Below are 21,991 nucleotides of genomic sequence, written 5' to 3'. Positions count from 1 at the left end.
GGAGGGCGACGCCCCCCCCCCCGACCCCGCTCCTCTGCGCACCCCCCCTCCCCCCCCCCCCCCCCCCCCCCCTCGGCGCCGGCAGCGCCCCCCCCCCCCCCCCCCGGGCCGGTCCGGAACGCCCGAGGGGCCCGTACCCCTGATGGGATACGGGCCCCTCGACGTGAGTGCGTGCGTCGGTGGCCGATCGCGCCGAGATCAGACGGCGAGTTTGACCATGTCCGCCTGCGGACCCTTCTGGCCCTGCGAGATCTCGAACTCCACTCGCTGACCCTCTTCAAGGGTGCGGTAGCCGTCCATCTGAATCGCGCTGTAGTGCACGAAGACGTCCGCACCACCGTCGACCGCGATGAAGCCGTACCCCTTCTCCGCGTTGAACCACTTGACGGTGCCCTGAGCCATGCCTAACTCCCCTATTACTGGCCCTTGCACAGATCCACACTTCGCGGATCCGGGTCAGACCTCACCCCCCAACGGTTGGGGGTGTGCGCCGGAACGCGTCGACCGCGGCTGAATGTATCTGTCCAACTGCCGTCTGCAACAGGTCAATCGGACGAGAATTCTGGGCATGGGCGATCGCCGATATGCGGAGAATTCACGCATATTCAGGGCAAGTCGGGCCCCATAAATGCCATAAAGGGCTCAAAAAAGCCGGGCACATTGGCTGCTTCTTGTCGGGCACCGCGCCGGTGTTCATATGCACCCGGCATGGAAAGCGGAGCAGCTTCCCCAACTGTACCGTGGTCAACCATGCAGAATTGCCCCCTCCGTTTCTCTTACGGAGAGGGCAATCCGGTTGAACAGCCGGTGATCAGCAGCCGCCGGCCACCGCGGGAATGATCGAGACGCCCGCGCCGTCCGGCGTCGGCGTCTGCAGGCCCTGCTCGAAACGCACGTCGTCGTCGTTCACGTACACGTTGACGAAGCGGCGCAGCTTGCCCTGGTCGTCCAGGACGCGCGCGGCGATGCCCGTGTGCTTCTTCTCCAGGTCCGAGATGACGTCGGCGAGGGTCGCGCCCTCGGCCGGCACCTCGGCCTTGCCACCCGTGTAGGTGCGCAGGATGGTGGGGATGCGAACGTTGACGCTCATGATGCGAGGCCAGCCTCTCGGAAGGAGTCCAGGTTCGGGCGGATGGTCGCGGTCAGGCCGGTGCCGGCCACCGCGTCGAGGGTCTTGAGGCCGTCACCGGTGTTGAGGACGACCGTCGTCAGGGTCGGGTCCAGGACGCCGTTCTCGATCAGCTTCTTGGTGACACCCACGGTCACCCCGCCCGCCGTCTCGGCGAAGATGCCCTCCGTCCGCGCCAGCAGCTTGATCGCGTCGACGACCTGCTCGTCGTCGACATCCTCCACCGCACCGCCCGTCCGGCGCGCGATGTCGAGGACGTACGGCCCGTCGGCCGGGTTGCCGATGGCGAGCGACTTGGCGATCGTGTCCGGCTTCTGCGGCCGGACGACGTCGTGACCCGCCTTGTAGGCCACGGAGACCGGCGAGCAGCCCTCGGCCTGGGCGCCGAAGATCTTGTACGGCCGGTCCTCGACGAGGCCGAGCCTGATCAGTTCCTGGAGGCCCTTGTCGATCTTCGTGAGCTGGGAGCCGGAGGCGATCGGCACGACGAGCTGGTCCGGCAGCCGCCAGCCGAGCTGCTCGCAGATCTCGTACGCGAGGGTCTTCGAGCCCTCCGCGTAGTACGGCCGCAGGTTGACGTTCACAAAGCCCCAGCCCTCGCCGGCCGGGTCGCCGATGAGCTCGGAGCAGAAACGGTTGACGTCGTCGTAGTTGCCCTCGATGCCGACGAGCTCGCCGCCGTAGATCGCGGCCATGACGATCTTTCCCTGCTCCAGGTCGTGCGGGATGAACACGCAGGAGCGGAAGCCGGCCCGGGCTGCGGCGGCGCCGACGGCGCCCGCCAGGTTGCCGGTGGAGGAGCAGGAGAGGGTGGTGAAGCCGAAGGCGCGGGCGGCCTCCAGAGCCTGGGCGACGACGCGGTCCTTGAAGGAGTGCGTCGGGTTGCCGGAGTCGTCCTTGACGAAGAGCTTGCCGGAGTCGACCCCCAGCTCGCGCGCGAGGTTGTCGGCCCGGACGAGCTTGGTCCAGCCCGGGTTGATGTTCGGCTTGTCGGCGACGTCCGCCGGGACGGGGAGCAGCGGCGCGTAGCGCCAGATGTTCGCGGGGCCCGCCTCGATGCGCTTGCGGAGTTCCTCGGTGTCGTAGTCCGAGAAGTCGTAGGCGATCTCCAGCGGGCCGAAACACTCCTCGCAGGCGAAGACCGGGCCGAGCGGCACGCGGTGTCCGCACTCGCGGCAGGAGAGCGCCGCGGCGGGGCCGAGGTCGACGGAGTTCGCGGCCGTGGGGGAGTTCGTGGTGCTTGCAACTGTCTGCGCAGCCATGGAGGCGAGGCCCTTTCTCCTCATCTTCCTCACGGCGCACTTCGCCGTGAGACGGATTTGGCACCTTCCCTAGCCGGGAGCCTCGCGGCGCTGATCGACAATGATCAGGACGAGACCGGCTGGAGGGTTGCCGGGGCTTCAACGGGCCGTATCCCTCTGCCCCTCTGGATGAGCGGTGTTCAGTTGTTGATCTCGACGCGGTGCCCGAACCAGGACATGCGATGGTCATCCGCGTTGTTCAAGACTGTAACCGAAGGCCAGGACAGTTGAGATAGTCGTCCGAACCGCGAGATGGATCACACCCCGACAGTGCGTGTGATCAGACAGTGAGGAGCCGCAGGCTGTGCTGGAAGAAGTCGAGCGCTGGCTGAGCACGCGCTCCTGGTCCGTGACCGATCGCCCGCTCCATCAGCTGATGGCCGCCAAACGCACCACGGGCTCGACGGTCAGCGTCGTGCTGCCCGCGCTGAACGAGGAGGAGACCGTCGGCGAGATCGTCGCCGTCATCCGCCACGACCTCATGCAGCAGGTCCCGCTCGTCGACGAGATAGTCGTCGTCGACTCGGGCTCCACCGACCGCACCTCGGAGGTGGCCGCCGCGGCGGGCGCCCGGGTGGTGCACCGGGACGCGATCCTGCCGCGCCTCGCGCCCGTACCCGGCAAGGGCGAGGTCCTGTGGCGGTCACTGCTCGTGACGAGCGGGGACATCGTCTGCTTCGTCGACGCCGACCTCAAGGAGTTCTCGTCCGACTTCGTCACCGGGATCGTGGGGCCGCTGCTCACCGACCCGGGAGTGGACCTCGTGAAGGCCATGTACGACCGCCCGCTGGGTTCCGCCGCGGGCCAGGGCGGCCGGGTGACGGAACTCATGGCGCGCCCGCTCCTGAACATGCACTGGCCGCAGCTCGCGGGCTTCGTGCAGCCGCTGGGCGGTGAGTACGCGGCCCGCCGCTCGCTGCTGGAGCAGCTGCCCTTCCCGGTGGGGTACGGGGTGGAGCTGGGCATGCTGGTCGACGCCCTGCACCTCGTCGGACTGGACGCGCTCGCCCAGGTCGACGTCGGGGTGCGCAGGCACCGCCACCAGGACGGGCAGGCACTCGGCCGGATGGCGGCGGCGATCTACCGCACCGCGCAGCTGCGGCTGGCCCGCGGGCACCTGATCCGCCCGGCGCTCACCCAGTTCGAGCGGGGTGCGGACGGCTTCGAGCCGCGCACCCACTCCGTCGACACGGAGGAGCGGCCCCCGATGGCGGAGATCTCCGAGTACCGGTCACGCAGAGTCGCTTGAAGCCGGGTCCGGAGCAAGGTGATCCGGTGGTCGTATACGGCCGGTACCGACCTCGTCCGTACGTTTGAGCGTTTACGAGCCGGGCTAAGTTGAGGCTTATGGCTTCCACGCACGGTGACCACCAGATCCTTGTCGCATCCAACCGCGGCCCGGTCTCCTACCAGGTACACGAGGACGGCTCGCTCCACGCCCGGCGCGGCGGGGGCGGGCTGGTCTCGGGCCTCTCGGCGATCGGTCCCGACGCGGGCGCCCTGTGGGTGTGCGCGGCCCTCGGCGACGGGGACCGCGAGGCGGTACGGCGCGGGGTCGGCGAGGACGGCGTGCGGATGCTGGACATCGACGCCGCGGTGCACGCGGACGCGTACAACGGCATCGCGAACTCGGTGCTGTGGTTCGTCCACCACATGCTGTACCAGACGCCGCTCGAACCGGCCTTCGACGCGGAGTTCCGGCGCCAGTGGGCGGCGTACGAGACGTACAACAGGGCCTTCGCCGACGCGCTGGCCGGGGCCGCGGCCTCCGGCGCCTCCGTCCTGGTGCAGGACTACCACCTGACGCTGGTGCCCGGCATGCTCCGCGAGCTGCGGCCCGATCTGCGCATCGGGCACTTCTCGCACACCCCGTGGGCGCCGGTCGACTACTTCCGGATGCTGCCCGACGACATCGCCGAGCAGGTCCTGCGCGGGATGCTCGGCGCGGACCGGCTGGGCTTCCTCACCCGCCGCTGGGCGGACGCGTTCACCGCGTGCTGCACCGAGCTGGCGGGAGGCCTGGGCGGCACCCGGATCGGGGTGCACGGGCTGGGCGCGGACGCGGACTTCCTGCGCGGGCGGGCGCACGAGGCGGACGTCGACGACCGGATGGCCGCGCTGCGCGAGCAGATCGGCACGGCCCCCGAGGGCACCCCGCGCAAGGCGATCGTGCGGGTCGACCGCACCGAGCTGTCCAAGAACATCGTGCGGGGCCTGCTGGCCTACGAGCAGCTGCTGGAGGACCGCCCCGAGTGGCGCGAGCGCGTGGTGCACGTCGCGTTCGCCTACCCCTCCCGGCAGGACCTGGCGGTGTACCGCGAGTACACGGCCGAGGTGCAGCGCGTGGCGGACCGGATCAACGCCGCGTACGGGACGCCCGGCTGGACCCCGGTCGTGCTGCACGTCCAGGACGACTTCGCCCGCTCGCTGGCCGCGTACCGGCTCGCGGACGTGGCGCTGGTCAACCCGATCCGGGACGGCATGAACCTGGTCGCCAAGGAGGTGCCGGTCGTCTCCGACCAGGGGTGCGTCCTGGTGCTCTCCCGGGAGGCGGGGGCGCACGAGGAGCTGGGCGAGGACGCCATCACGGTGAACCCGTACGACGTGGTCGGCACCGCACGCGCGCTGCACCAGGCCCTGACGATGCCGGCGGACGAGCGCGCCACCCGCAGCAAGCGGCTGGCCGCCGCGGCGACCGCCCTGCCGCCCGCCCGCTGGTTCCTGGACCAGCTGCACGCGCTGGAGGCATGAGCTCCGCCGCACCGGCGCCCCCGGACCGCGAAGCGGTGTCCGGGCGGGCGCCCGCCCGGAACCGGGGCCGGGGGAGTCAGCCGAGCCGGCCGGCCAGTGCCGCGAGGAGCCGCACGACTCCGGGCGGGCCGTCGACGACGAGGTCGGCCCGCTCGGCGAGCTCGGCGACCTCCGAGCTGCCGCTGCACACCAGCAGGCCCGGCACCCCGTCGGAGCGGAGCTTGTCGACGGCGGCGAAGGCGGGCAGGTCGCCCAGATCGTCGCCGGCGTAGAGGACGGCCTCGGCACCGGTCTCGCGCACGTACTCGGTGAGGGCGACGCCCTTGTCCACGCCCGGGGGCCGCAGCTCCAGGACCATCCGGCCCGGTTCGACGATCAGCCCGTGCCGGGCGGCGAGCTCCCCGAGGGGCCCGCGCAGGGCCTCGAAGGCGGCCTGCGGGTCGGCCGCGCGCCGGGTGTGCACGGCGACGGCGCGGCCCTTCTCCTCGATCCAGGTGCCCTGCCAGGCGCCGATCTCGTCCAGGAAGCCGGGCAGTTCGGCGCGGACCGCCGCCACCCCGGGGTGCGGTGCGGGCGCGTTCACCGTGCCGCTCACCGCGTCCCAGCGCTCGGCGCCGTAGTGCCCGAGGACCACCAGGTGCTCCAGGCCGGGGACGCCCGCGAAGCCGCCGTGGCGCACCGCGACGCCCGCCGGGCGGCCGGTGACGACCGCCACGGACGCCACCTTCGGGGCGAGGGCGGCGAGGGCGGGGACCGCGTCGGGGTGGGCCCGGGCCTGGTCGGGATCGGGGACGATCGGGGCGAGTGTCCCGTCGAAGTCGAGAGCGATCACGGCCCGGCCGGGCCGTCCCAGGATGGCGTCGAGTCCCTCGCGCCCGGCCGTGGTCACCGGCGTCGGCAAGGAGTCCGTGGAGTCCGCGTGGCTGCCCATACGACGACCCTATCCGCGCGAGGCCGTACGCACGCATGTCTCATCGCGTCAGGTGGCCGCCCGCCTCAGCGTTCCGCCCGGCGGGCCTCCCGGACCCGGCGGAGGCGGTTGACCGTCACCGGGTCGTGGGCGAGCGCCCGCGGGTCGTCGAGCAGCGCGTTGAGCAGCTGGTAGTACCTGACCGGCACGAGACCGAGCTGCTCGCGTATCGCCCGCTCCTTGGCGCCCGGCCCGGGCCAGTTCCGGCGCTCCGTCGCGAGGACGGCGCGCTCCTGGGGGGTGAGCTGTTCCATGGCGGCCACGGTAGCCGCCGGCACCGACACGACCGCCCGGCGGCCCGTCCGCGGCGGCCGGCCGACCGCTCGCCCGGCGGCCCGTACTACTCGGCGCTCTCCGCGATCGAGGCCTCGCGCTGGAGCTCGCCCAGGACGGCCGACGGACTGCCGCCCGGGCCCACGGCCTTGCCGATGTCCTTCTTGACGGCGGCGCTGACGCCGGCCCAGCTGGTCTTGCCGACCGGGTAGAGCTCGGAGGCGGGGAGTTCCCGGAGGAAGGTCCGCAGGTCCTTGTCGTTGCTGTCGGCGGCCATGGCCTCCGACGCGGACGTGGTCACCGGCAGCAGGTCGTACTCGTGGGAGAAGGCCAGCACGTTCTTCGTGCTGTAGACGAAGTCGAGGAAGTCGCCCACCTGCTCCCGGTGCCCGTTCTGCTTGAAGGCCATCATCCAGTCGGCGACACCCATCGTGGCCCGGTCCCTGCCGTCGACGCCGGGCATCGGCACCATGCCGAACTTCACGCCCTTGGCCGCCGCCGCCTTCATCAGCGTGGGATGCCCGTTGAGCATGCCGACCTCGCCGCGGGCGAAGGCGGCGAAGGCGTCGGCGCGGTTCAGCCTGGCCGGCGCGACCGGCCCGGTGAGGCCCTTGCCGACCAGCTCGTCCTTGAGCCAGTCGAAGGTCTTGACGTTCTCCGGGGAGTCGATGGCGTAGGTGCCGACGTCCTGGGTGTAGCCGCCGCCCCCGCTGAGCAGCCACTGCATGGTCTCGGCCTGCGCCTCCTCGGGGCCGAGCGGCAGCGCGTAGGGGGTCTTCACGCCCTCGGCCCTGAGCGCCTTGGCGTCGGCCGCGAGCTCGCTCCACGTCTTCGGCGGGGTGAGGCCGGCCTCGGAGAACAGCTTCTTGTTGTAGAAGAGCAGACGCGTGGAGGCGGCGAAGGGCATGCCGTACTGGACCCGCGTCATCTCGCCCGCGTCGCTCAGCTGCGAGACGAAGTCGGCCTGGGTGCGTATCGAGAGCAGGTCGTCGGCCTCGTACAGCTCGCCCTTGGCCGCGTAGTCGGCGTAGGCGCCGATCTGGGCCAGGTCGGGCGCCTTGCCGGCGTCGACCATCTCCCTGACCTTGCGGTCCACGTCGTTCCAGGAGTAGACGCTGACCTCGACCTTGATCCCCGGGTGCCCGGCCTCGAAGTCCTCGACCAGCCCGTCCCAGTACTTCTTGGAGCTGTTCGCGGCGGAGTCGCCGTAGTCCGCGGCCACCAGACGCAGCGTCACGTCCTCCGAGCCGGACGAGCCGCCGCAGCCTGCGAGTGCCGCCGTCATGCCCAGTGCGGACACCACCGCGATCAGTCCTGTCCTACGCCGCTGCACCGCTCGTCCCCAACCCTGTTGTCTAGTCCTGTTGTCCCAAAGTTTGGATACAAGGTCTACACCACGTGAGTGGACTAGACCTCTCCAGGGGTAAGGGGCGACACTGTCCCCCGTGAAACATGTCATCGCCCTCGACGTGGGCGGCACCGGGATGAAGGCCGCCCTCGTGGGGCCCGGCGGCGCGTTGCTCCACGAGGCCCGCCGGGCGACCGGCCGCGAGCGCGGCGCCGACGCCGTCGTCGGGACGATCCTCGACTTCGCGGCGGAGCTGGCGGCGCACGGCGAGCGGCACCTCGGCGAGCCGGCCGCGGCCGCCGGCGTTGCCGTCCCCGGCATCGTCGACTCCGCCCGGGGCCTCGCGGTGTACTCGGCCAACCTCGGCTGGCGCGACCTCCCCCTGCGCCGGCTGCTCAGCGAGCGGCTGGACGGCGTGCCGGTGGCCCTCGGGCACGACGTGCGCACCGGCGGGCTCGCCGAGGGCCGGATCGGCGCGGGCCACGGCACCGACCGGTTCCTGTTCGTCCCGCTCGGCACCGGCATCGCCGGCGCGATCGGCATCGACGGCAGGGTCGAGGCGGGCGCGCACGGCTTCGCCGGGGAGATCGGCCACATCGTCGTGCGGCCGGGAGGGACCCCGTGCCCGTGCGGGCAGCGCGGCTGCCTGGAGCGGTACGCCTCCGCGGCGGCCGTCAGCCAGGCCTGGGGGGCGGTGTCCGGGATCCCGGAGGCCGACGCGGCGGACTGCGCGGCTGCCGTGGAGCGCGGGGACGAGCGGGCCGTACGGGTCTGGCAGGACGCCGTCGACGCCCTCGCCGACGGGCTCGTCACGGCGCTGACCCTGCTGGACCCGCGCACCCTCATCATCGGGGGCGGGCTCGCCGAGGCCGGGGAGACCCTGTTCGCCCCGCTGCGGGCCGCCGTCGAGCAGCGCGTCACCTTCCAGAAGCTGCCGTCCCTCGTTCCCGCGGCTCTCGGCGACACGGCCGGATGTCTGGGTGCCGGACTCCTGGCCTGGGATCTACTCGAAACCGACATCACCGTCCGCTCGGAGGTAACCACCTGATGGCCCCTAGCAAGGTTCTCGCCGGCGCCCGGGTGGTCCTGCCCACCGGGATCGTGGACGGCGGCCACCTGGTCGTCGACGGCGCACGGATCACCGGCGGGGGTCCCCCCGGAACGGAGCCCGCCGAGGTCCCCGGGGACGTGGAGCACCACGACCTCACGGGCCACTGGCTGGTGCCCGGCTTCGTCGACATGCACAACCACGGGGGCGGCGGCGCGTCCTTCACCTCGGGCACCGTCGAGGAGGTCCTCAAGGGCGTCCACACCCACCGGCTGCACGGCACGACCACCCTCGTCGCCTCCACCGTCACCGGCGACATGGACGGGCTCGCCCAGCGTGCCGGGCTGCTGTCCGAACTCGCCGAGCAGGGCGACATCGCGGGCATCCACTTCGAGGGCCCCTTCATCTCCCCGTGCCGCAAGGGCGCCCACTCCGAGGAACTGCTGCGCGACCCCGACCCGGCCGAGGTCCGCAAGCTGATCGACGCGGCGCGCGGCCGGGCCCGGATGGTCACGCTCGCCACCGAGCTGCCGGGCGGCATCGACTCCGTACGCCTGCTGGCGGAGCACGGCGTGATCGCGGCCATCGGACACACCGACGCGACGTACGAGCAGACGCAGGCGGCCATCGACGCGGGGGCCACCGTGGCGACGCACCTGTTCAACGCGATGCCGGCACTCGGCCATCGCTCCCCCGGCCCGATCGCCGCCCTCCTGGAGGACGAGCGGGTCACGGTCGAGCTGATCAACGACGGCACCCATCTGCACCCGGCCGCCCTGGAACTGGCGTTCCACCACGCGGGCCCGGACCGGGTCGCGTTCATCACCGACGCCATGGACGCGGCCGGCTTCGGCGACGGCCGCTACATGCTCGGCCCGCTGGAGGTGGAGGTGGCGGACGGTGTCGCCCGCCTGGTCGAGGGCGGCTCGATCGCGGGCTCCACCCTCACCCTGGACCGCGCCTTCCGGCGGGCGGTCACCGTGGACCGGCTGCCCGTGGAGGACGTCGTGGCCGCCCTGTCCGCCAACCCGGCCAGGCTGCTCGGCCTGTCCGACCGGGTGGGGTCCCTGGAGGCGGGCAAGGACGCCGACCTGGTGGTGCTGGACGCGCAGTTCGAGGTCAAGGGTGTGCTGCGGCAGGGCGATTGGGTGGTTCGTCCCCAACTGGGGTGACACGTGCTCCCGTTGGAGCGCTCGGAGCGGTACGGCGGCGGGCCCGGGGACTGGGCCTGCCGCCGTTGTCTTTGGCATGATCGTGTCTCCGCACGCACGGGCGGACGCGTTCTTCGCCACCACGACTCCTGGGGAGGTCGGCCCAGGTGATCCTCACGGTCACGCTGAACACCGCTCTCGACATCACCTATCGCGTGCCGGCTCTGACGCCGCACACCTCGCACCGGGTGACCGAGGTGGCCGAACGGCCGGGCGGCAAAGGGCTCAACGTGGCCCGGGTGCTCGCCGCCCTCGGCCACGAGGTGACGGTGACCGGCTTCGCGGGCGGTGCCACCGGCGGCGTCCTGCGGGGCCGGCTCGCACAGGTGCCGGGCGTCGTCGACGCCCTGCTCCCGGTGGCGGGGCCGACCCGGCGGACGATAGCGGTGGCGGACGCCGCGACGGGCGACACGACCCAGCTGAACGAGCCCGGCCCGACGATCACGTCCGCCGAGTGGGCCGCGTTCCAGGAGGCGTACGGGGTGCTGCTGCGCTCCGCGTCCGCGGTGGCCCTGTGCGGCAGCCTGCCGCCGGGAGTGCCGGTCGGCGCGTACGCGGGGCTCGTCCGGGCCGCCCGCGCCGCGGCGGTCCCGGTGCTGCTCGACACCAGCGGGGAGCCACTGCGGCGGGGGCTGGGGGCCCGCCCGGACATCGTCAAGCCGAACACCGACGAACTGGCCGAGCTGACCGGCTCACACGATCCGCAGCAGGCCACCCGGGACGCCTGCAGGCGCGGTGCCCGCGCCGTGGTGGCCTCGCTGGGCGCGGAGGGCCTGCTCGCGGTGAACGCCGAGGGCCGCTGGCGGGCGGCCCCGCCGCACCGCGTCCGGGGCAACCCGACCGGGGCGGGCGACTCGGCGGTCGCGGGCCTGCTGTCGGGTCTGGTGGAGCGTCTGCCGTGGCCGGAGCGCCTGATCCGGGCCGTCGCGCTCTCGGCGGCGACCGTCCTGGCGCCCGCGGCGGGCGAGTTCGACCGGGAGGCCTACGAGGACCTGCTGGACCGGGTGACGGTGACCCGGGAGACCGACGCGGCCCAGCCCCGGACCCTCACCGCCCGGCCCGGCGGGCGGGTCCTGCGCGGGGCGTCCCGCCCCGCGGGCCCGGACGCGCGGGGGAGCGCCTAGCCCCTCCGCGCAGGGAGGGGCCTGGCTCCTCCGCGCCGGGAAGGGACTAGCCCTTCCAGCCCCTCACCAGCCACATCTGGTCGAGGAGGGCGTCGCACTGGTTGCCCTCCTCGCAGGAGATCTTGACCGTGTTGGTGCCCTTGTTGAGCTGGACGTAGTTGTAGGTCTTCGTCCAGCCCTTCTCGTAGTCCCCCTCCGGGGCCTCCGCCCAGTTCTTGAGGGAGAGCGGAGTGGTCTGGGGCTTGCCGTTGACCGTGAGGGTGGCGGTGGCGTCCTTGCCGGGCACGCTGTAGCCCGTGTACACGGTGTACTTGCCGGCCTTCGGGATGCCGCTCACGTTCCAGGTGACGGCGGCGCCGACCTGGTTGAAGTTCGTCACATAGACGCCGCCGGCCGCTTTGGCACCCTTCACGTCGGACGCCGTGGTCGCGCCGTCCAGGCGGAGGGCCTTGGCGTCGATCGTGGGCAGCTCGGCCTCGTCGTCGACCTGTCCGCCCGAGGACTTGCTGGGCTCGGCGCTCTGCGAGGCCGTCGGGGTGGAGCCGCCCGCGCTGTCGTCCTTGGCGTCGTCCGAGTCGCCGCCGAGCATCACGACACCGATGCCGACGACGACGGCCGCGACCACGGCGATCGCGCCGATCAGCAGCCCCCTGGTGTTGGGGCCCCGGCCCCGCCCGCCGCCGTCGCCCACCATGGGCGTGCGGCTGGTGACGGCTCCGCCGGAGGCGGTCTCGGGTGCTCCGCGCTGCGGGCTCGGCTGGCCGTACTGCTGCTGCGGGACCTGCTGGCCGTACTGCGCGGTCGGCGCCTGCTGGCCGTACGTCGTGGCCTGCTGGCCGTACGTGGCCTGCTGGCCGTACTGCCGCTCGCCCACCGCGCGCACCCTGTTGACGGAGCCTGGATAGCCGTAGCCACCGCTCGGCGGCTGTGCGCCGGCGGCCTGGCCATCGGCATACAGGTAGCCGAACGGGTCGTCGTCCTCGGGCGTGCTCGCGCCGTTGTTGCCGGGCGTCATCCCTTGGTACTCCTCAGCGGTGCGGGTCGGATGCGGTACGTGGATGAATGGCGAGCCTACCCGCTCCGACGGACCCAAACGGGTGACTCAGCCCTCATCGACCCACTGACCAGCGTGTTATCCCGCACGTCGATGCTGTTTGGGACGAGACCGTTTCTCTACGTACATCCGCTCGTCAGCGGATTTCAAGACCTCGTCCGCCGTCATCCCGCAGTGTGCCCATCCGATGCCGAAGCTGGCGCCCACCCGGACGGCCCTTCCGTCGACCCGGATGGGCGGGATGATCGCGTTGCGCAGCCGCACGGCGAGGTCCTGCGCGTCGGCCCGGCCGAGTCCGTCGGCGAGGACCACGAACTCGTCGCCGCCGAGCCGGGCGACCGTGTCCCCGTCGCGCACGACGTTGGTCAGCCGCCGGGCGACCTCCACGAGCACCGCGTCGCCCGCGTTGTGCCCGAAGCGGTCGTTGATCGACTTGAAGCCGTCGAGGTCGCAGAAGAGCACCGCGAGGCCCTTGGTGCCGTCGTCGGTCTCGCCCTCGGGCGCGACGGTGTGCACGTGGTGGTCGAACCCGTCGTACGGGCCCGGTTCCGGCCGGAAGTCGAAGCCGTGGCCGTGGGCCTCCTGGTCGAAGGCCGCCGGGTGCTCCGGCGGGTAGGCGCCGTACGCCGCGTCCAGCGAGGCGACCGCGCCGGGCGGCAGGGAGAGCGGGCGCTGGCAGAGCCGGGAGCCGAGCCGGGAGCGCAGTTCGGCGGAGTTCGGCAGGCCGGTGAGGGAGTCGTGCGAGGCGCGGTGGGCGAGCTGCAGCTCGCGGCGCTTGCGCTCCTCGATGTCCTCGACGTGGGTGAGCAGGAAGCGGGGCCCGTCGGCGGCGTCCGCGACGACCGAGTTGCGCAGGCTGACCCAGACGTAGGTGCCGTCGCGGCGGCCGAGGCGCAGCTCGGCCCGGCCGCCCTCGGCGGAGGTCCGGAGCAGGGTGCCTATGTCCTCGGGGTGGACGAGGTCGGAGAAGGAGTAGCGGCGCATCGCGGAGGCGGGGCGGCCGAGGAGGCGGCACAGGGCGTCGTTGGTGCGCAGGATCCGGCCGTGCTGGTCGCCGCCCATCTCGGCGATGGCCATGCCGGAAGGGGCGTACTCGAAGGCCTGCCGGAAGCTTTCCTCGCTGGCGCGCAGGGCCTGCTGCTCGCGCTCCAGGCGGACCAGGGCGCGCTGCATGTTGGCGCGCAGCCGGGCGTTGCTGATCGCGATGGCGGCCTGGAACGCGTACATCTGGAGGGCCTCGCGGCCCCAGGCGCCGGGCCGGCGGCCGTTGCGCGGCCGGTCCACGGAGAGCACGCCGATCAGCTCGCCGCAGCGGGCGCCGGAGACCCCGGGGGTGTACATCGGCGCGAAGAGGCGGTCGGAGGGGTGCCACTCGTCCTCGAAGCGGGGCGCGGGGCCGTCGGTGTACCACTGCGGCACGTCGTCCTCGTCGAGGACCCAGCCCTCGGTGTGCGGTATGAACCGCAGGTCGCCCCAGGCCTCGCCCATGTTCAGCCGGCGGTCCCAGGAGGCGCGGGAGCCGACCCGGCCGGTGATCAGGGCCTCGGCCGCGGAGTTCCCGGCGAGCGCGGCCACCACGAGGTCGCCGTCGGGGCGGACCAGGTTGACGCAGGCCAGCTCGTAGCCGAGGCCGTTGACCACGCCGTCGGCGACGGTCTGCAGCGTGTCGGCCAGGCTCCGGGCGGTGTTCATGTCCGCCATCACCTGGTGCAGCTGTCGCAGGGTCGTAAGGCGGACGTACGGCTCCGACTCGGTCTCCATGCGCCCTCCCCCCGAGACCTCGCAGCAACTCCAGGGTTCTCTTCGGCGTGACTCGGCTTACTGGTTGGTAGCTGTACTCGTAGCTTCGTGCATCGTCCCCGCCACTGAATCACAGCGCGCTGCCCACTCGGTACACAGGGTCAACAAAATATGGCTCCTGTGACTCAAGTCACAGCAGAACATGAGCAATTGAGTGGGGTTTCTGCATTTTCACTGTGCGTTTACCGTCCGCATCTCACGGGAAGTGTGTGCGGGCTGTGAGCGTATGTGACCGGACGGGCGCGCGGGCCCCTTTTCCCGCGGTGCCGCGGAGCAGGGGTGCCGCGGAGTCCGCCGGTGGTCCTAGGACCCGGTTCGGCCCCTGGTCCGATGCGGCGGTCCGGGAGCGGAGACTAGCGTCATCCCGTGCTGAAGATCTCCCCCGCCGCCGCTCCCGCCGCCACCGACTCCCCCCGGTCCGCCCCGCCGGGTGCCGACGGGCATGCTGATGGGGTGAGCAACGACGAGTTCCGCGCCGTCATGTCCCGGCTGGCCGCGGGCGTGGTCCTGGTGACCGCGCACGAGCCCGCGCTGGACCCGGACGGTCCCGGAGGCGAGGACGTCGGCATGACGGCGACGTCCTTCATGTCCGTGTCCCTGGACCCGCCCCTGGTCATGGTGGGACTGCGGGAGGGCTCCCGGATGGACGACCTGCTCGCCGAGCAGCCCCACTGGGCGGTCTCCGTGCTCTCCGAGAGCCAGCGCCATGTCGCCGGCCGCTTCGCCATGAAGGGCCGGATCAGCGACCGGCTGCTCTTCGAGGACATCCCGTACCTGCGCGGCAAGGAGTCCGGGGCGCCCCTGGTCGGCGGCGCCCTGGCCACCCTGGAGTGCCGCACGGAGCAGCGCGTGACGGCGGGCGACCACACCCTCGTCATCGGCCGGGTTCTGACGGCTGCGGTGCCGAGCGCCGACGGCGGCCCGCTGACGTACTTCAAGGGCCGCTACCGGCAGCTGGGCTAGCCGCCGCGGCCGGGTCAGTTCCTCAGCGGATGCGAGGTCCGGCCCGAGGCCTCGTCGATCTCGTCGTGCGCCTTGGTCAGCAGCTTCATCGCCAGTTCGTTGAGTGCCCTGGCGCCCGCCACCTCCTCGCCCACCCTCGGCTGGTTGGCGTCGGAGGGGTGGCGGCTGGAGTACCCGTGCGCCCGCACCTCGCTCCCGTCGGCGAGCCGCACCAGTGCCGCGGCCCTCGTGCGGTGGGAGTCCTCCTCGAATTCCAGCTCGATGTGCCATCCGACAGCGGTCTGCGCCATCACGCTCACCTCCGGATCCCCTGCTTCCAGCATGGGCCCGGAATCCGGCGCGCGCACGACGTCGCGGGTCCGTGGGCGCACCGAGCGGCGGCCCCTATCCCCAGTCGCGTCCGGAGCGGCCCCGCTTGGTGTCGGAGCGCTGCTTCTTCTCGCGCAGCCGGCGTTCGTTGATCCCGCGGGGGATGCGGGTGGCGCGGCGGGGTCTGGGCGGCGGCGCGCTCGCCTCGGCGAGCAGGGAGGCGAGCCGTACGGCCGCGGTCTCGCGGTTGCGCCACTGCGAGCGGTGCTCGGAGGCGCGCACGCTGACGACCCCGTCGACGAGACGCCCGGCCAGCCTGTCGAGGGCGCGCTCCTTCCACACCGGCGGCAGCGCCTCGGTCTTCGCGAGGTCGAACCGGAGCTCGACCTGGGAGTCCGAGGTGTTGACGTGCTGGCCGCCGGGTCCCGAGGAGCGCGAGAAACGCCACATGAGCTCGGCCTCGGGCAGGGAGACGGAGCCGCGGATGACGTAAGGACCGGACATGGGGTCCATGGTCGCGTGCCCGTCCGGTCCGCGTCACCCGCTTTTCCGGGGCCGTACGCCTCTTCGGGTAAAGAAAGTAAAGAGACCTGGAACCTCCGGTACCTCCCTCGACGTTCATAGGGGTAGCTGTAGCTTCGTGCCGTACGAAGCCCATACGTACGGGCACCGAGCGCGTACGCAACGAGGGAAGGGACTCCCAACAATGGCTGTAAGCCTGTCCAAGGGTGGCAACGTCTCGCTCACCAAGGAGGCTCCGGGCCTGACCGCCGTCACCGTGGGCCTCGGCTGGGACGTCCGCACCACCACCGGTACCGACTTCGACCTCGACGCCTCGGCCATCGCGGTCAACCCGCAGGGCAAGGTCTACTCGGACGGTCACTTCGTCTTCTTCAACAACAAGCAGACCCCGGACCAGACCATCGTCCACACCGGTGACAACCGCACGGGCGAGGGCGCGGGCGACGACGAGGCCATCAACGTCAACCTGGCCGGCCTCCCGGCCGACGTCGAGAAGATCGTCTTCCCGGTCTCGATCTACGACGCCGAGAACCGCTCGCAGAACTTCGGCCAGGTCCGCAACGCCTACATCCGCATCGTGAACCAGGCCGGCGGCGCGGAGATCGCCCGCTACGACCTGTCCGAGGACGCGGCGACGGAGACGGCCATGGTCTTCGGCGAGCTCTACCGCAACGGCGCCGAGTGGAAGTTCCGCGCGGTCGGCCAGGGTTACGCATCGGGCCTGGTCGGCATCGCCCAGGACTTCGGCGTCAGCGTCTGACCCGTTCCGCCCGACTCGCCGAAGCCCCCGGCCGGACGGCCGGGGGCTTCGGCGTGCTCCGGCCCGCCTCCCGTCCGCGCGGCGGCGGTAGTTTGCCCCCGTGATCCTCGAACCCCTGCGCCCGGCGCCCGGCGGCGGCCTCCCCGCCCCGCTGCTCACGGAGCTGACCGCGCTCTACGCCTCCAACCGTGACTTCTACGCCCTGAGCGGGGACTTCCCGGACGCGGACGACATCCGCCCGGAGCAGGTCGCGGCGGCGCTCGCCGGGGAGCTGGCCCACCCGGGCGTGGAGGTCCTGCTCGCCCGCGGCGCCGGACGGCTGCTCGGGGTCGCGATCACCCTCGCGCACCATCCCGACCCGGCCGACCCCGACCCCTGGATCGGTCTGCTCCTGGTCGACGCGGGCGCGCAGCGCAGAGGGCACGGCCGGCGGCTGGCCTCGCTCGTCGAGGACCGGCTCCGCGCCTCGGGCCGCACCGCCGTACGGCTGGCCGCCCTCGACAACAACCCCGGGGCGCTCGCCTTCTGGAGAGCCCTCGGCTACGAGGTCATCGGTCATCGCAGGGACCTGCAACAGGGCCGCCCCTGCGCGGTGTTGCGCAAGTCCCTGGCGGACGGCGGTGCGCAGACCGCGCGTTGACGTCCGCCGTCCTCACGGGCGGTCCGGTCTGCCCTCCCCGTACAGCCAGTCCCGCCAGATCGCGTCGAAGTCCCGGTCCGGCGCCGCCTTCTCGACGTAGGCCGTGAAGTCGGCGGTGCTCGCGTTGCCGTGCCGGTGGGCCGCGGCCCAGCCCCGGACGAGGGCGCGGAAGCGGTCGTCGCCGACGGTCTCGCGGATCTTGTGCAGGACCATGGCGCCGCGCTCGTAGACCGGGCTGTCGGAGATGCGGGCGGCGTCGGGGGGATCCGCGGGCGGGAAGGCCCAGACCGCCTCGGCGGCCTCGGGGTCGTCGGGGTCGCCCCGGTAGAGGGCGTCGAAGGTCTCGTCGGCCGTGTCCCCGCCGTGCTCCTCCTCCCAGAGCCACTCCGCGTAGGTGGCGAACCCCTCGTTGAGCCACATGTCCTGCCAGGACTTCGGGGTGACGGAGTTGCCGAACCACTGGTGGGCCAGCTCGTGGACGAGGGTCGCGAGGTCGGGGGCGACCGGGAAGACGGGACGGTTCTGGGTCTCCAGGGCGTAACCGACGCCGTCCGCGTCGTCGACGACCGCGCCGGCGGAGGAGAAGGGGTACCGGCCGAAGGCGCCCTCCTCCCACGCGAGGACCTCGGGCAGCCGCTTCAGCACCCCGGCGCTCTCGGCCGCCTGCGCCGGATCCACCGCGACGTACACCGGCAGCCCCCGCTTCGTCGTCGAGCGCCGGACGTCGAACCGGCCGATCGCGACCATGGCCAGGTAGCTCGCCATCGGCTCCGCCGTGTGCCAGCGGGACGTCCTGCGGCCCCCGTGCACCGTCTCGCTCCGCAGCTCTCCGTTGGAGACCGCCCGCAGTCCCGCCGGGACGGTGACCGCGATGTCGTACGACGCCTTGTCGCTCGGGTGGTGGCTGCCGGGGAACCACGCCGTCGACCCGGTGGGTTCGCCGAGGGCCAGGGCGCCGTCGGCGGTCGGCAGCCAGCCCTCCTCGGAGCCGTCCGGATCGGTGATCGTCTCCGGCGAGCCCGCGTAGCCGACCCGCACGTGGAACGTCTCGCCCCGGTCCAGGTCGTCGTGCGGGCGCACCGTCAGCTCCTGGCCGGTGCGGTTCCAGCGGGCGCCGCGCCCCTCCACGCTGACGGTGGTGACGTCCAGCCCCTTCAGATCCAGGTTGAACGCGCTCAGGTCCTGCGTGGCGCGCGCGGTGATCCCGGCGCTCCCGGTGAGCTCGCGGCTGCCGGGGTCGTACGCCAGGGTGAGGTCGTAGTGCGTGACGTCGTACCCGCCGTTGCCCGCCCTGGGGAAGTACGGGTCGCGTACGCCCGAGGCGCCGGGGGTGCCCTCGACACCCCCGCCGCACGCGGTGAGCGACAGGGCCGCGGCCAGGGCAAAGGGTACGCAGACGGAAGATCGGGGCACGTCCGTGATCCTACGAGGGCGTGACACCATCACCTACGTGCTCGACATCGGCTACGCCCTCTCCAACCGCTTCCCCGATCCCCCGCAGACCGACTACCGCCGCGCCGACGTGCGCGCGCTGCGGCACGACCTGTTCTGCGGCGACGTCTACCTCGCCGACACCAAGGCGGACCGGGAGCTGTCCACAGCCTGGGGATGGGTGCCGGTGCTCGACTTCGCGTGGGCGCTGTGCGACATCGTGGAACTGCTCGACCGGGACCCGCGCGGCAGCCGCGCCTCCCGACCGCAGCACGCCGAGCTCGACTTCACCGAGTCCACCGACCGGATGCTGTTCGAGCGGCGCTTCGGCTGGGTGGACATCGAGGCCGACTGGATGCCCGTCGAGGAGGCGCCGCTGACCTTCTCCCACACCGAACTGCGCCGCGAGGCCCGCGACTTCCTGCACGATCTGCTCGCCGACCTCACCGACCTGCACGAGGGCCTCGCCGACAACCCGGCGATCTGGACCCTCCAGGCCCGCTTCCCGCGGATCGGCTGACCCCGCCGGCGCCTCGGCGCGGGATCCCCCGGACCGCCCGCGCCCCCCGCCCCGGCCGGCCCGGCGCGCTCACTCCCGGCCGGCGCCCAGCACCCGCAGTCCCAGCTCCGCCGCCAGCAGCGGCGCCAGATCCATCAGCTGGGCCGGGCTGATCACCGCACCCGCCAGCCGGTCCACCCCACGCACGAGGTCCAGCTCCGCCGCCGCCCGCAGATCGACGTCCTTCAGGGTCGCCGCGCTGAAGTCCGCCCCCTTCAGGACACAGCCGACGAACTCCACCCGCTCCAGGGTGGCGCCGCCGAAGTCCGGCTCGGCCAGCACACAGCCCTCGAAGACCACGTCCCTGAGCCGGGCCTTGCGCAGATTCAGGTAGTCGATCTTGCCGCCGCGCACCAGTACCCGCTCCAGCACGGAGCCGTGCAGCTGCACTCCTCCCATGCGGGCGTCGACCAGCTCGACGTCGCGCAGCATCGCCCCGGAGAGGTCCGTGCCCACGCCCCGCACGCCCGTCAGGACGGAATCGAGCACGCGGACGTGCGGCAGCCGCGTCTCGTCCAGGACGCAGGCCGTGAGCGCGCAGTCCATGAAGCGGGCTCCCCCGCCGTCCTGCCCGGCGAAGTCCGCCTCCTGGAACCGCAGCCCGTCGTAGTCCCCGTCGGGCTCCAACCCGCCGCCCCCGTAGGGCTCCAGGGGCGGCAGCCGCACCTCCGGCCGCCGCGCACCCTTCACCGACCCGCTCGTCCCGCCCGCAGCTCTCCGCACCATGCCCCCATGGTGCACCGGACCACCGACACCGGCCCCGACCTGCGGGTCCTCCGGCCGATGTCACATTCCGGCGCCCTGGATCGGTCCTCGTGCAGGGACACCCGGCCGCCCCGGGCCCGGACCCGGACCGTGATCAGAGGGAGATTCCAGTCATGCACCGCATCACCGTCGTCGGCGGCGGCTTCGCCGGACTCACCGCCGCCATCACGGCCGCCGAGGCAGGCGCCAAGGTCACCGTGTACGAGGCGCACCACACCCTCGGCGGCCGGGCCCGCACCGCCGAGGGGCCCTACCGGACGAACGAGGGCCCGCACGCCCTCTACCGCGGCGGCCCCCACTGGACCTGGCTGGGGCAGCGCAACCTGATCGGCCCGCTCGCGCCGCTGCCGCCCCTGGAGGCCACCCGGCTGCGGCTGCGCCACCGCGGAGTGCTGCGCCGCACGCCGCCGGTGGCGATGCTCAGGCTGCTGCGCCGGTCGTCCCGGCAGGCGCCCGTGGACAGCGACTTCCTGACCTGGGCGACCCGTGAGGCGGGCGAGGAGGGCGCGCGTGCCGCCGCGCACTACGCAGCCGTCGCCGTCTTCCATCACGACCCCGGCTCACTGTCGGCGGCGTTCGTGCAGGAGCGGCTGCGGCGGGCCACCCGGCTGCCCCCGGAGGCGCACTACCCGCGCGGCGGCTGGGCGAGCGTCATCGACCGGATGGCGGCCCGCGCCTGGAACCTCGGCGTACGGGTGGAGACCTTGTCCCGCGTCGACGCCGTCCCCGTGGACCGGGGGCCGGTCGTCGTCGCCACCTCCCTCGACGCGGCCCGCCGCCTGCTGCGGGACGAGACGCTGACCTGGACCGGAGGCCGCACGGCGCTGATCGACCTGGCCGTCCGCACCCGCCGCGGCGACGCGTTCGCCGTCTCCGACCTGGACGCGCCCGGATGGCTGGAGCGCTTCACGGCACAGGACCGCACGCTCGCGCCGGCCGGCGAGCAGCTCGTCCAGGGGCAGATCCCGATCGCGCCGCACGCGCCGCGCTCCGAGGGCGTGGCGCGCGCCGAGGAGCTGCTCGACCTGGGATTCCCGGGCTGGCGTGCACGCGTGACCTGGCGCCGGGAGGCCGTCGCGCAGGGCCGCACGGGTGCGGTCGACCTGCCGGGGACCAGCTGGCGCGACCGGCCCGCCGTGGACCGGGGGGACGGCGTCTATCTGGCCGGTGACCAGGTCGCGGCGCCGGGTGTGCTGTCGGAGGTGTCGTTCAACAGCGCCCTGGAAGCGGTGTCCCTGGCCCTGCGCCTCCGGGAGCGACTTGACCTCAAGCAAGCCTGAGGTTGAAGGCTGGCCTCCTCAGGGCACGCGCGGCCGCGGACCGGAACACGGGCCGCCCGCGCGCGCCACGACCACGTATCGAGGAGCCCGCCATGCACGCCGTACGCCTGCACGCCTTCGGTCCCGCCGAGAACCTGGTGTTCGAGGAGACCGAGGATCCCCGGCCGGGTCCTGGCCAGGTCCGGGTCGCCGTGGCCGCGGCGGGCGTGCACCTCCTGGACACGGCCCTGCGCGAGGGAATGCAGGGCCCGGCGCCGCGGCCCGCCGAACTGCCCACGATCCCCGGCCGCGAGGTCGCCGGCGTCGTGGAGTCCCTCGGCGAGGACGTCCCCGGGGATCTGCTCGGCCGGCGGGTCGTCGCCCACCTCGGTTTCGCGCCCGGCGGCTACGCCGAACTGGCCGTCACCGACGCCGGCCGCCTGCACGAGATCCCGGAGAACCTGGACTTCGCGGCGGCGGTCGCCATGATCGGCACGGGCCGCACCGCGCTGGGGATCCTGCAGTTCGCCGAGCTCGGACCCGGTGCCGTGGTCCTGATCCCGGCCGCCGCGGGCGGTATCGGCACCCTGCTCGTGCAGTACGCGGTCCGCACGGGCGCCACCGTGATCGGTCTGGCGGGCGGGCCCGCGAAGGTGGCCCGGGGGGGGGGCGGGGGGGGGGGGGGGGGGGGGGGGGCCCGGGGGGGGGGGGGGGAGGGGGGGGGGGGGGGGAAGCCGGGTGGGAGCGGGGGGCTCATCTTTCTGGTAGGAGTTG

23 protein-coding genes and 1 riboswitch are annotated in these 21,991 nt (G+C 72.7%); of the genes, 11 read left to right on the top strand and 12 right to left on the bottom strand.

Going from position 1 to position 21,991, the window contains the following annotated elements; all coding sequences use genetic code 11:
- Positions 1 to 198 precede the first annotated feature (198 nt).
- The 3 genes from ACZ4NT_RS34915 to thrC all read right to left on the bottom strand — a co-directional run bounded on the left by ACZ4NT_RS34915 (position 199) and on the right by thrC (position 2,391).
- Positions 199 to 402 (bottom strand): cold-shock protein, encoded by a 204-nt coding sequence (locus ACZ4NT_RS34915; protein ID WP_005315736.1) that lies wholly within the window; start codon positions 400 to 402, stop codon positions 199 to 201.
- Positions 403 to 811: 409 nt separating this feature from the next.
- Positions 812 to 1,090 carry a MoaD/ThiS family protein gene (locus ACZ4NT_RS34910; RefSeq protein ID WP_121402243.1) on the bottom strand — a complete coding sequence of 93 codons (279 nt, stop codon included), beginning with the start codon at positions 1,088 to 1,090 and terminating at the stop codon, positions 812 to 814.
- Positions 1,087 to 2,391: a threonine synthase gene (gene thrC / locus ACZ4NT_RS34905; RefSeq protein ID WP_121402242.1), complete on the bottom strand. Its 1,305-nt coding sequence runs from the start codon at positions 2,389 to 2,391 to the stop codon at positions 1,087 to 1,089. Before thrC ends, ACZ4NT_RS34910 begins: the two co-directional genes overlap by 4 nt.
- A 17-nt stretch (positions 2,392 to 2,408) precedes the next feature.
- A riboswitch (SAM riboswitch) is annotated at positions 2,409 to 2,566 on the bottom strand.
- Between the two features lie 168 nt (positions 2,567 to 2,734).
- Here thrC and ACZ4NT_RS34900 point away from each other — a divergent pair.
- Positions 2,735 to 3,679, top strand: a complete 945-nt coding sequence (locus tag ACZ4NT_RS34900; protein WP_121402241.1) for a glucosyl-3-phosphoglycerate synthase — start codon at positions 2,735 to 2,737, stop codon at positions 3,677 to 3,679.
- A gap of 98 nt (positions 3,680 to 3,777) precedes the next feature.
- Positions 3,778 to 5,181, top strand: coding sequence for an alpha,alpha-trehalose-phosphate synthase (UDP-forming) (locus ACZ4NT_RS34895; protein WP_467729177.1), 1,404 nt, complete (start codon positions 3,778 to 3,780; stop codon positions 5,179 to 5,181).
- A 76-nt stretch (positions 5,182 to 5,257) separates the two neighbouring features.
- Here the strand turns inward: ACZ4NT_RS34895 and otsB are convergent, their stop codons facing one another.
- The 3 genes from otsB to ACZ4NT_RS34880 form a co-directional block, all read right to left on the bottom strand.
- Positions 5,258 to 6,112, bottom strand: coding sequence for a trehalose-phosphatase (gene otsB / locus ACZ4NT_RS34890; RefSeq protein ID WP_467729175.1), 855 nt, complete (start codon positions 6,110 to 6,112; stop codon positions 5,258 to 5,260).
- A 65-nt stretch (positions 6,113 to 6,177) separates the two neighbouring features.
- A complete protein-coding gene (locus ACZ4NT_RS34885) occupies positions 6,178 to 6,405 on the bottom strand; it encodes a DUF3263 domain-containing protein (protein WP_121404660.1) in 228 nt (75 codons plus the stop codon).
- An 86-nt stretch (positions 6,406 to 6,491) separates the two neighbouring features.
- Positions 6,492 to 7,757, bottom strand: a complete 1,266-nt coding sequence (locus tag ACZ4NT_RS34880; protein ID WP_467729173.1) for an ABC transporter substrate-binding protein — start codon at positions 7,755 to 7,757, stop codon at positions 6,492 to 6,494.
- 112 nt (positions 7,758 to 7,869) lie between these two features.
- On the opposite strand from ACZ4NT_RS34880, the gene ACZ4NT_RS34875 reads away from it, so the two are divergent.
- The 3 genes from ACZ4NT_RS34875 (at position 7,870) to ACZ4NT_RS34865 (ending at position 11,155) form a co-directional block, all read left to right on the top strand.
- On the top strand, positions 7,870 to 8,820 hold the full coding sequence (locus ACZ4NT_RS34875; RefSeq protein WP_121402238.1) for an ROK family protein: 951 nt from the start codon (positions 7,870 to 7,872) through the stop codon (positions 8,818 to 8,820).
- Entirely contained in the window at positions 8,820 to 9,992 is a 1,173-nt protein-coding gene (nagA, locus tag ACZ4NT_RS34870) for an N-acetylglucosamine-6-phosphate deacetylase (RefSeq protein WP_467729171.1), read from the top strand. Before ACZ4NT_RS34875 ends, nagA begins: the two co-directional genes overlap by 1 nt.
- Positions 9,993 to 10,138: 146 nt before the next feature.
- A complete protein-coding gene (locus tag ACZ4NT_RS34865) occupies positions 10,139 to 11,155 on the top strand; it encodes a 1-phosphofructokinase (RefSeq protein WP_121402237.1) in 1,017 nt (338 codons plus the stop codon).
- 46 nt (positions 11,156 to 11,201) lie between these two features.
- Here ACZ4NT_RS34865 and ACZ4NT_RS34860 read toward each other — a convergent pair whose 3' ends face one another.
- Both ACZ4NT_RS34860 and cdgB read right to left on the bottom strand, forming a co-directional pair.
- The gene (locus tag ACZ4NT_RS34860; protein ID WP_121402236.1) at positions 11,202 to 12,170 is read right to left on the bottom strand and encodes a CBM35 domain-containing protein; all 969 of its coding nucleotides are present in this window, start codon (positions 12,168 to 12,170) and stop codon (positions 11,202 to 11,204) included.
- A gap of 117 nt (positions 12,171 to 12,287) precedes the next feature.
- Positions 12,288 to 13,970 (bottom strand): diguanylate cyclase CdgB, encoded by a 1,683-nt coding sequence (gene cdgB, locus ACZ4NT_RS34855; RefSeq protein ID WP_121402235.1) that lies wholly within the window; start codon positions 13,968 to 13,970, stop codon positions 12,288 to 12,290.
- 414 nt (positions 13,971 to 14,384) lie between these two features.
- Here cdgB and ACZ4NT_RS34850 point away from each other — a divergent pair, with 414 nt between their 5' ends.
- Positions 14,385 to 14,972, top strand: coding sequence for a flavin reductase family protein (locus tag ACZ4NT_RS34850; protein ID WP_121404658.1), 588 nt, complete (start codon positions 14,385 to 14,387; stop codon positions 14,970 to 14,972).
- Between the two features lie 14 nt (positions 14,973 to 14,986).
- On the opposite strand, the gene ACZ4NT_RS34845 is transcribed toward ACZ4NT_RS34850, so the two are convergent.
- A complete protein-coding gene (locus ACZ4NT_RS34845) occupies positions 14,987 to 15,262 on the bottom strand; it encodes a DUF1876 domain-containing protein (RefSeq protein ID WP_121404657.1) in 276 nt (91 codons plus the stop codon).
- A gap of 94 nt (positions 15,263 to 15,356) precedes the next feature.
- On the bottom strand, positions 15,357 to 15,794 hold the full coding sequence (arfB, locus tag ACZ4NT_RS34840) for an alternative ribosome rescue aminoacyl-tRNA hydrolase ArfB (RefSeq protein ID WP_121402234.1): 438 nt from the start codon (positions 15,792 to 15,794) through the stop codon (positions 15,357 to 15,359).
- A 193-nt stretch (positions 15,795 to 15,987) separates the two neighbouring features.
- On the opposite strand from arfB, the gene ACZ4NT_RS34835 reads away from it, so the two are divergent.
- Together ACZ4NT_RS34835 and ACZ4NT_RS34830 are read left to right on the top strand one after the other, a co-directional pair.
- Positions 15,988 to 16,563: a TerD family protein gene (locus tag ACZ4NT_RS34835; RefSeq protein WP_121402233.1), complete on the top strand. Its 576-nt coding sequence runs from the start codon at positions 15,988 to 15,990 to the stop codon at positions 16,561 to 16,563.
- Positions 16,564 to 16,663: 100 nt separating this feature from the next.
- A complete protein-coding gene (locus tag ACZ4NT_RS34830; RefSeq protein ID WP_467729166.1) occupies positions 16,664 to 17,203 on the top strand; it encodes a GNAT family N-acetyltransferase in 540 nt (179 codons plus the stop codon).
- Between the two features lie 12 nt (positions 17,204 to 17,215).
- On the opposite strand, the gene ACZ4NT_RS34825 is transcribed toward ACZ4NT_RS34830, so the two are convergent.
- The gene (locus tag ACZ4NT_RS34825; RefSeq protein WP_467729211.1) at positions 17,216 to 18,646 is read right to left on the bottom strand and encodes a M1 family metallopeptidase; all 1,431 of its coding nucleotides are present in this window, start codon (positions 18,644 to 18,646) and stop codon (positions 17,216 to 17,218) included.
- 7 nt (positions 18,647 to 18,653) lie between these two features.
- Here ACZ4NT_RS34825 and ACZ4NT_RS34820 point away from each other — a divergent pair, with 7 nt between their 5' ends.
- Entirely contained in the window at positions 18,654 to 19,154 is a 501-nt protein-coding gene (locus tag ACZ4NT_RS34820) for a hypothetical protein (protein ID WP_121402230.1), read from the top strand.
- 69 nt (positions 19,155 to 19,223) lie between these two features.
- Here the strand turns inward: ACZ4NT_RS34820 and ACZ4NT_RS34815 are convergent, their stop codons facing one another.
- Positions 19,224 to 19,919, bottom strand: a complete 696-nt coding sequence (locus tag ACZ4NT_RS34815; protein WP_121402229.1) for a pentapeptide repeat-containing protein — start codon at positions 19,917 to 19,919, stop codon at positions 19,224 to 19,226.
- A gap of 152 nt (positions 19,920 to 20,071) precedes the next feature.
- Between ACZ4NT_RS34815 and ACZ4NT_RS34810 the strand changes: the two genes are divergently transcribed.
- A complete protein-coding gene (locus ACZ4NT_RS34810) occupies positions 20,072 to 21,238 on the top strand; it encodes an FAD-dependent oxidoreductase (RefSeq protein WP_467729163.1) in 1,167 nt (388 codons plus the stop codon).
- Between the two features lie 92 nt (positions 21,239 to 21,330).
- Positions 21,331 to 21,991, top strand: a 661-nt coding sequence (locus ACZ4NT_RS34805) for an alcohol dehydrogenase catalytic domain-containing protein (protein ID WP_467729161.1), incomplete at its 3' end; no start/stop codon positions are given.

It is taken from the genome of Streptomyces sp. NPDC026417 (assembly GCF_055567695.1).
Note: the sequence above shows the minus strand (reverse complement) of the source record. Positions and strands in the feature narration are given on the sequence as shown.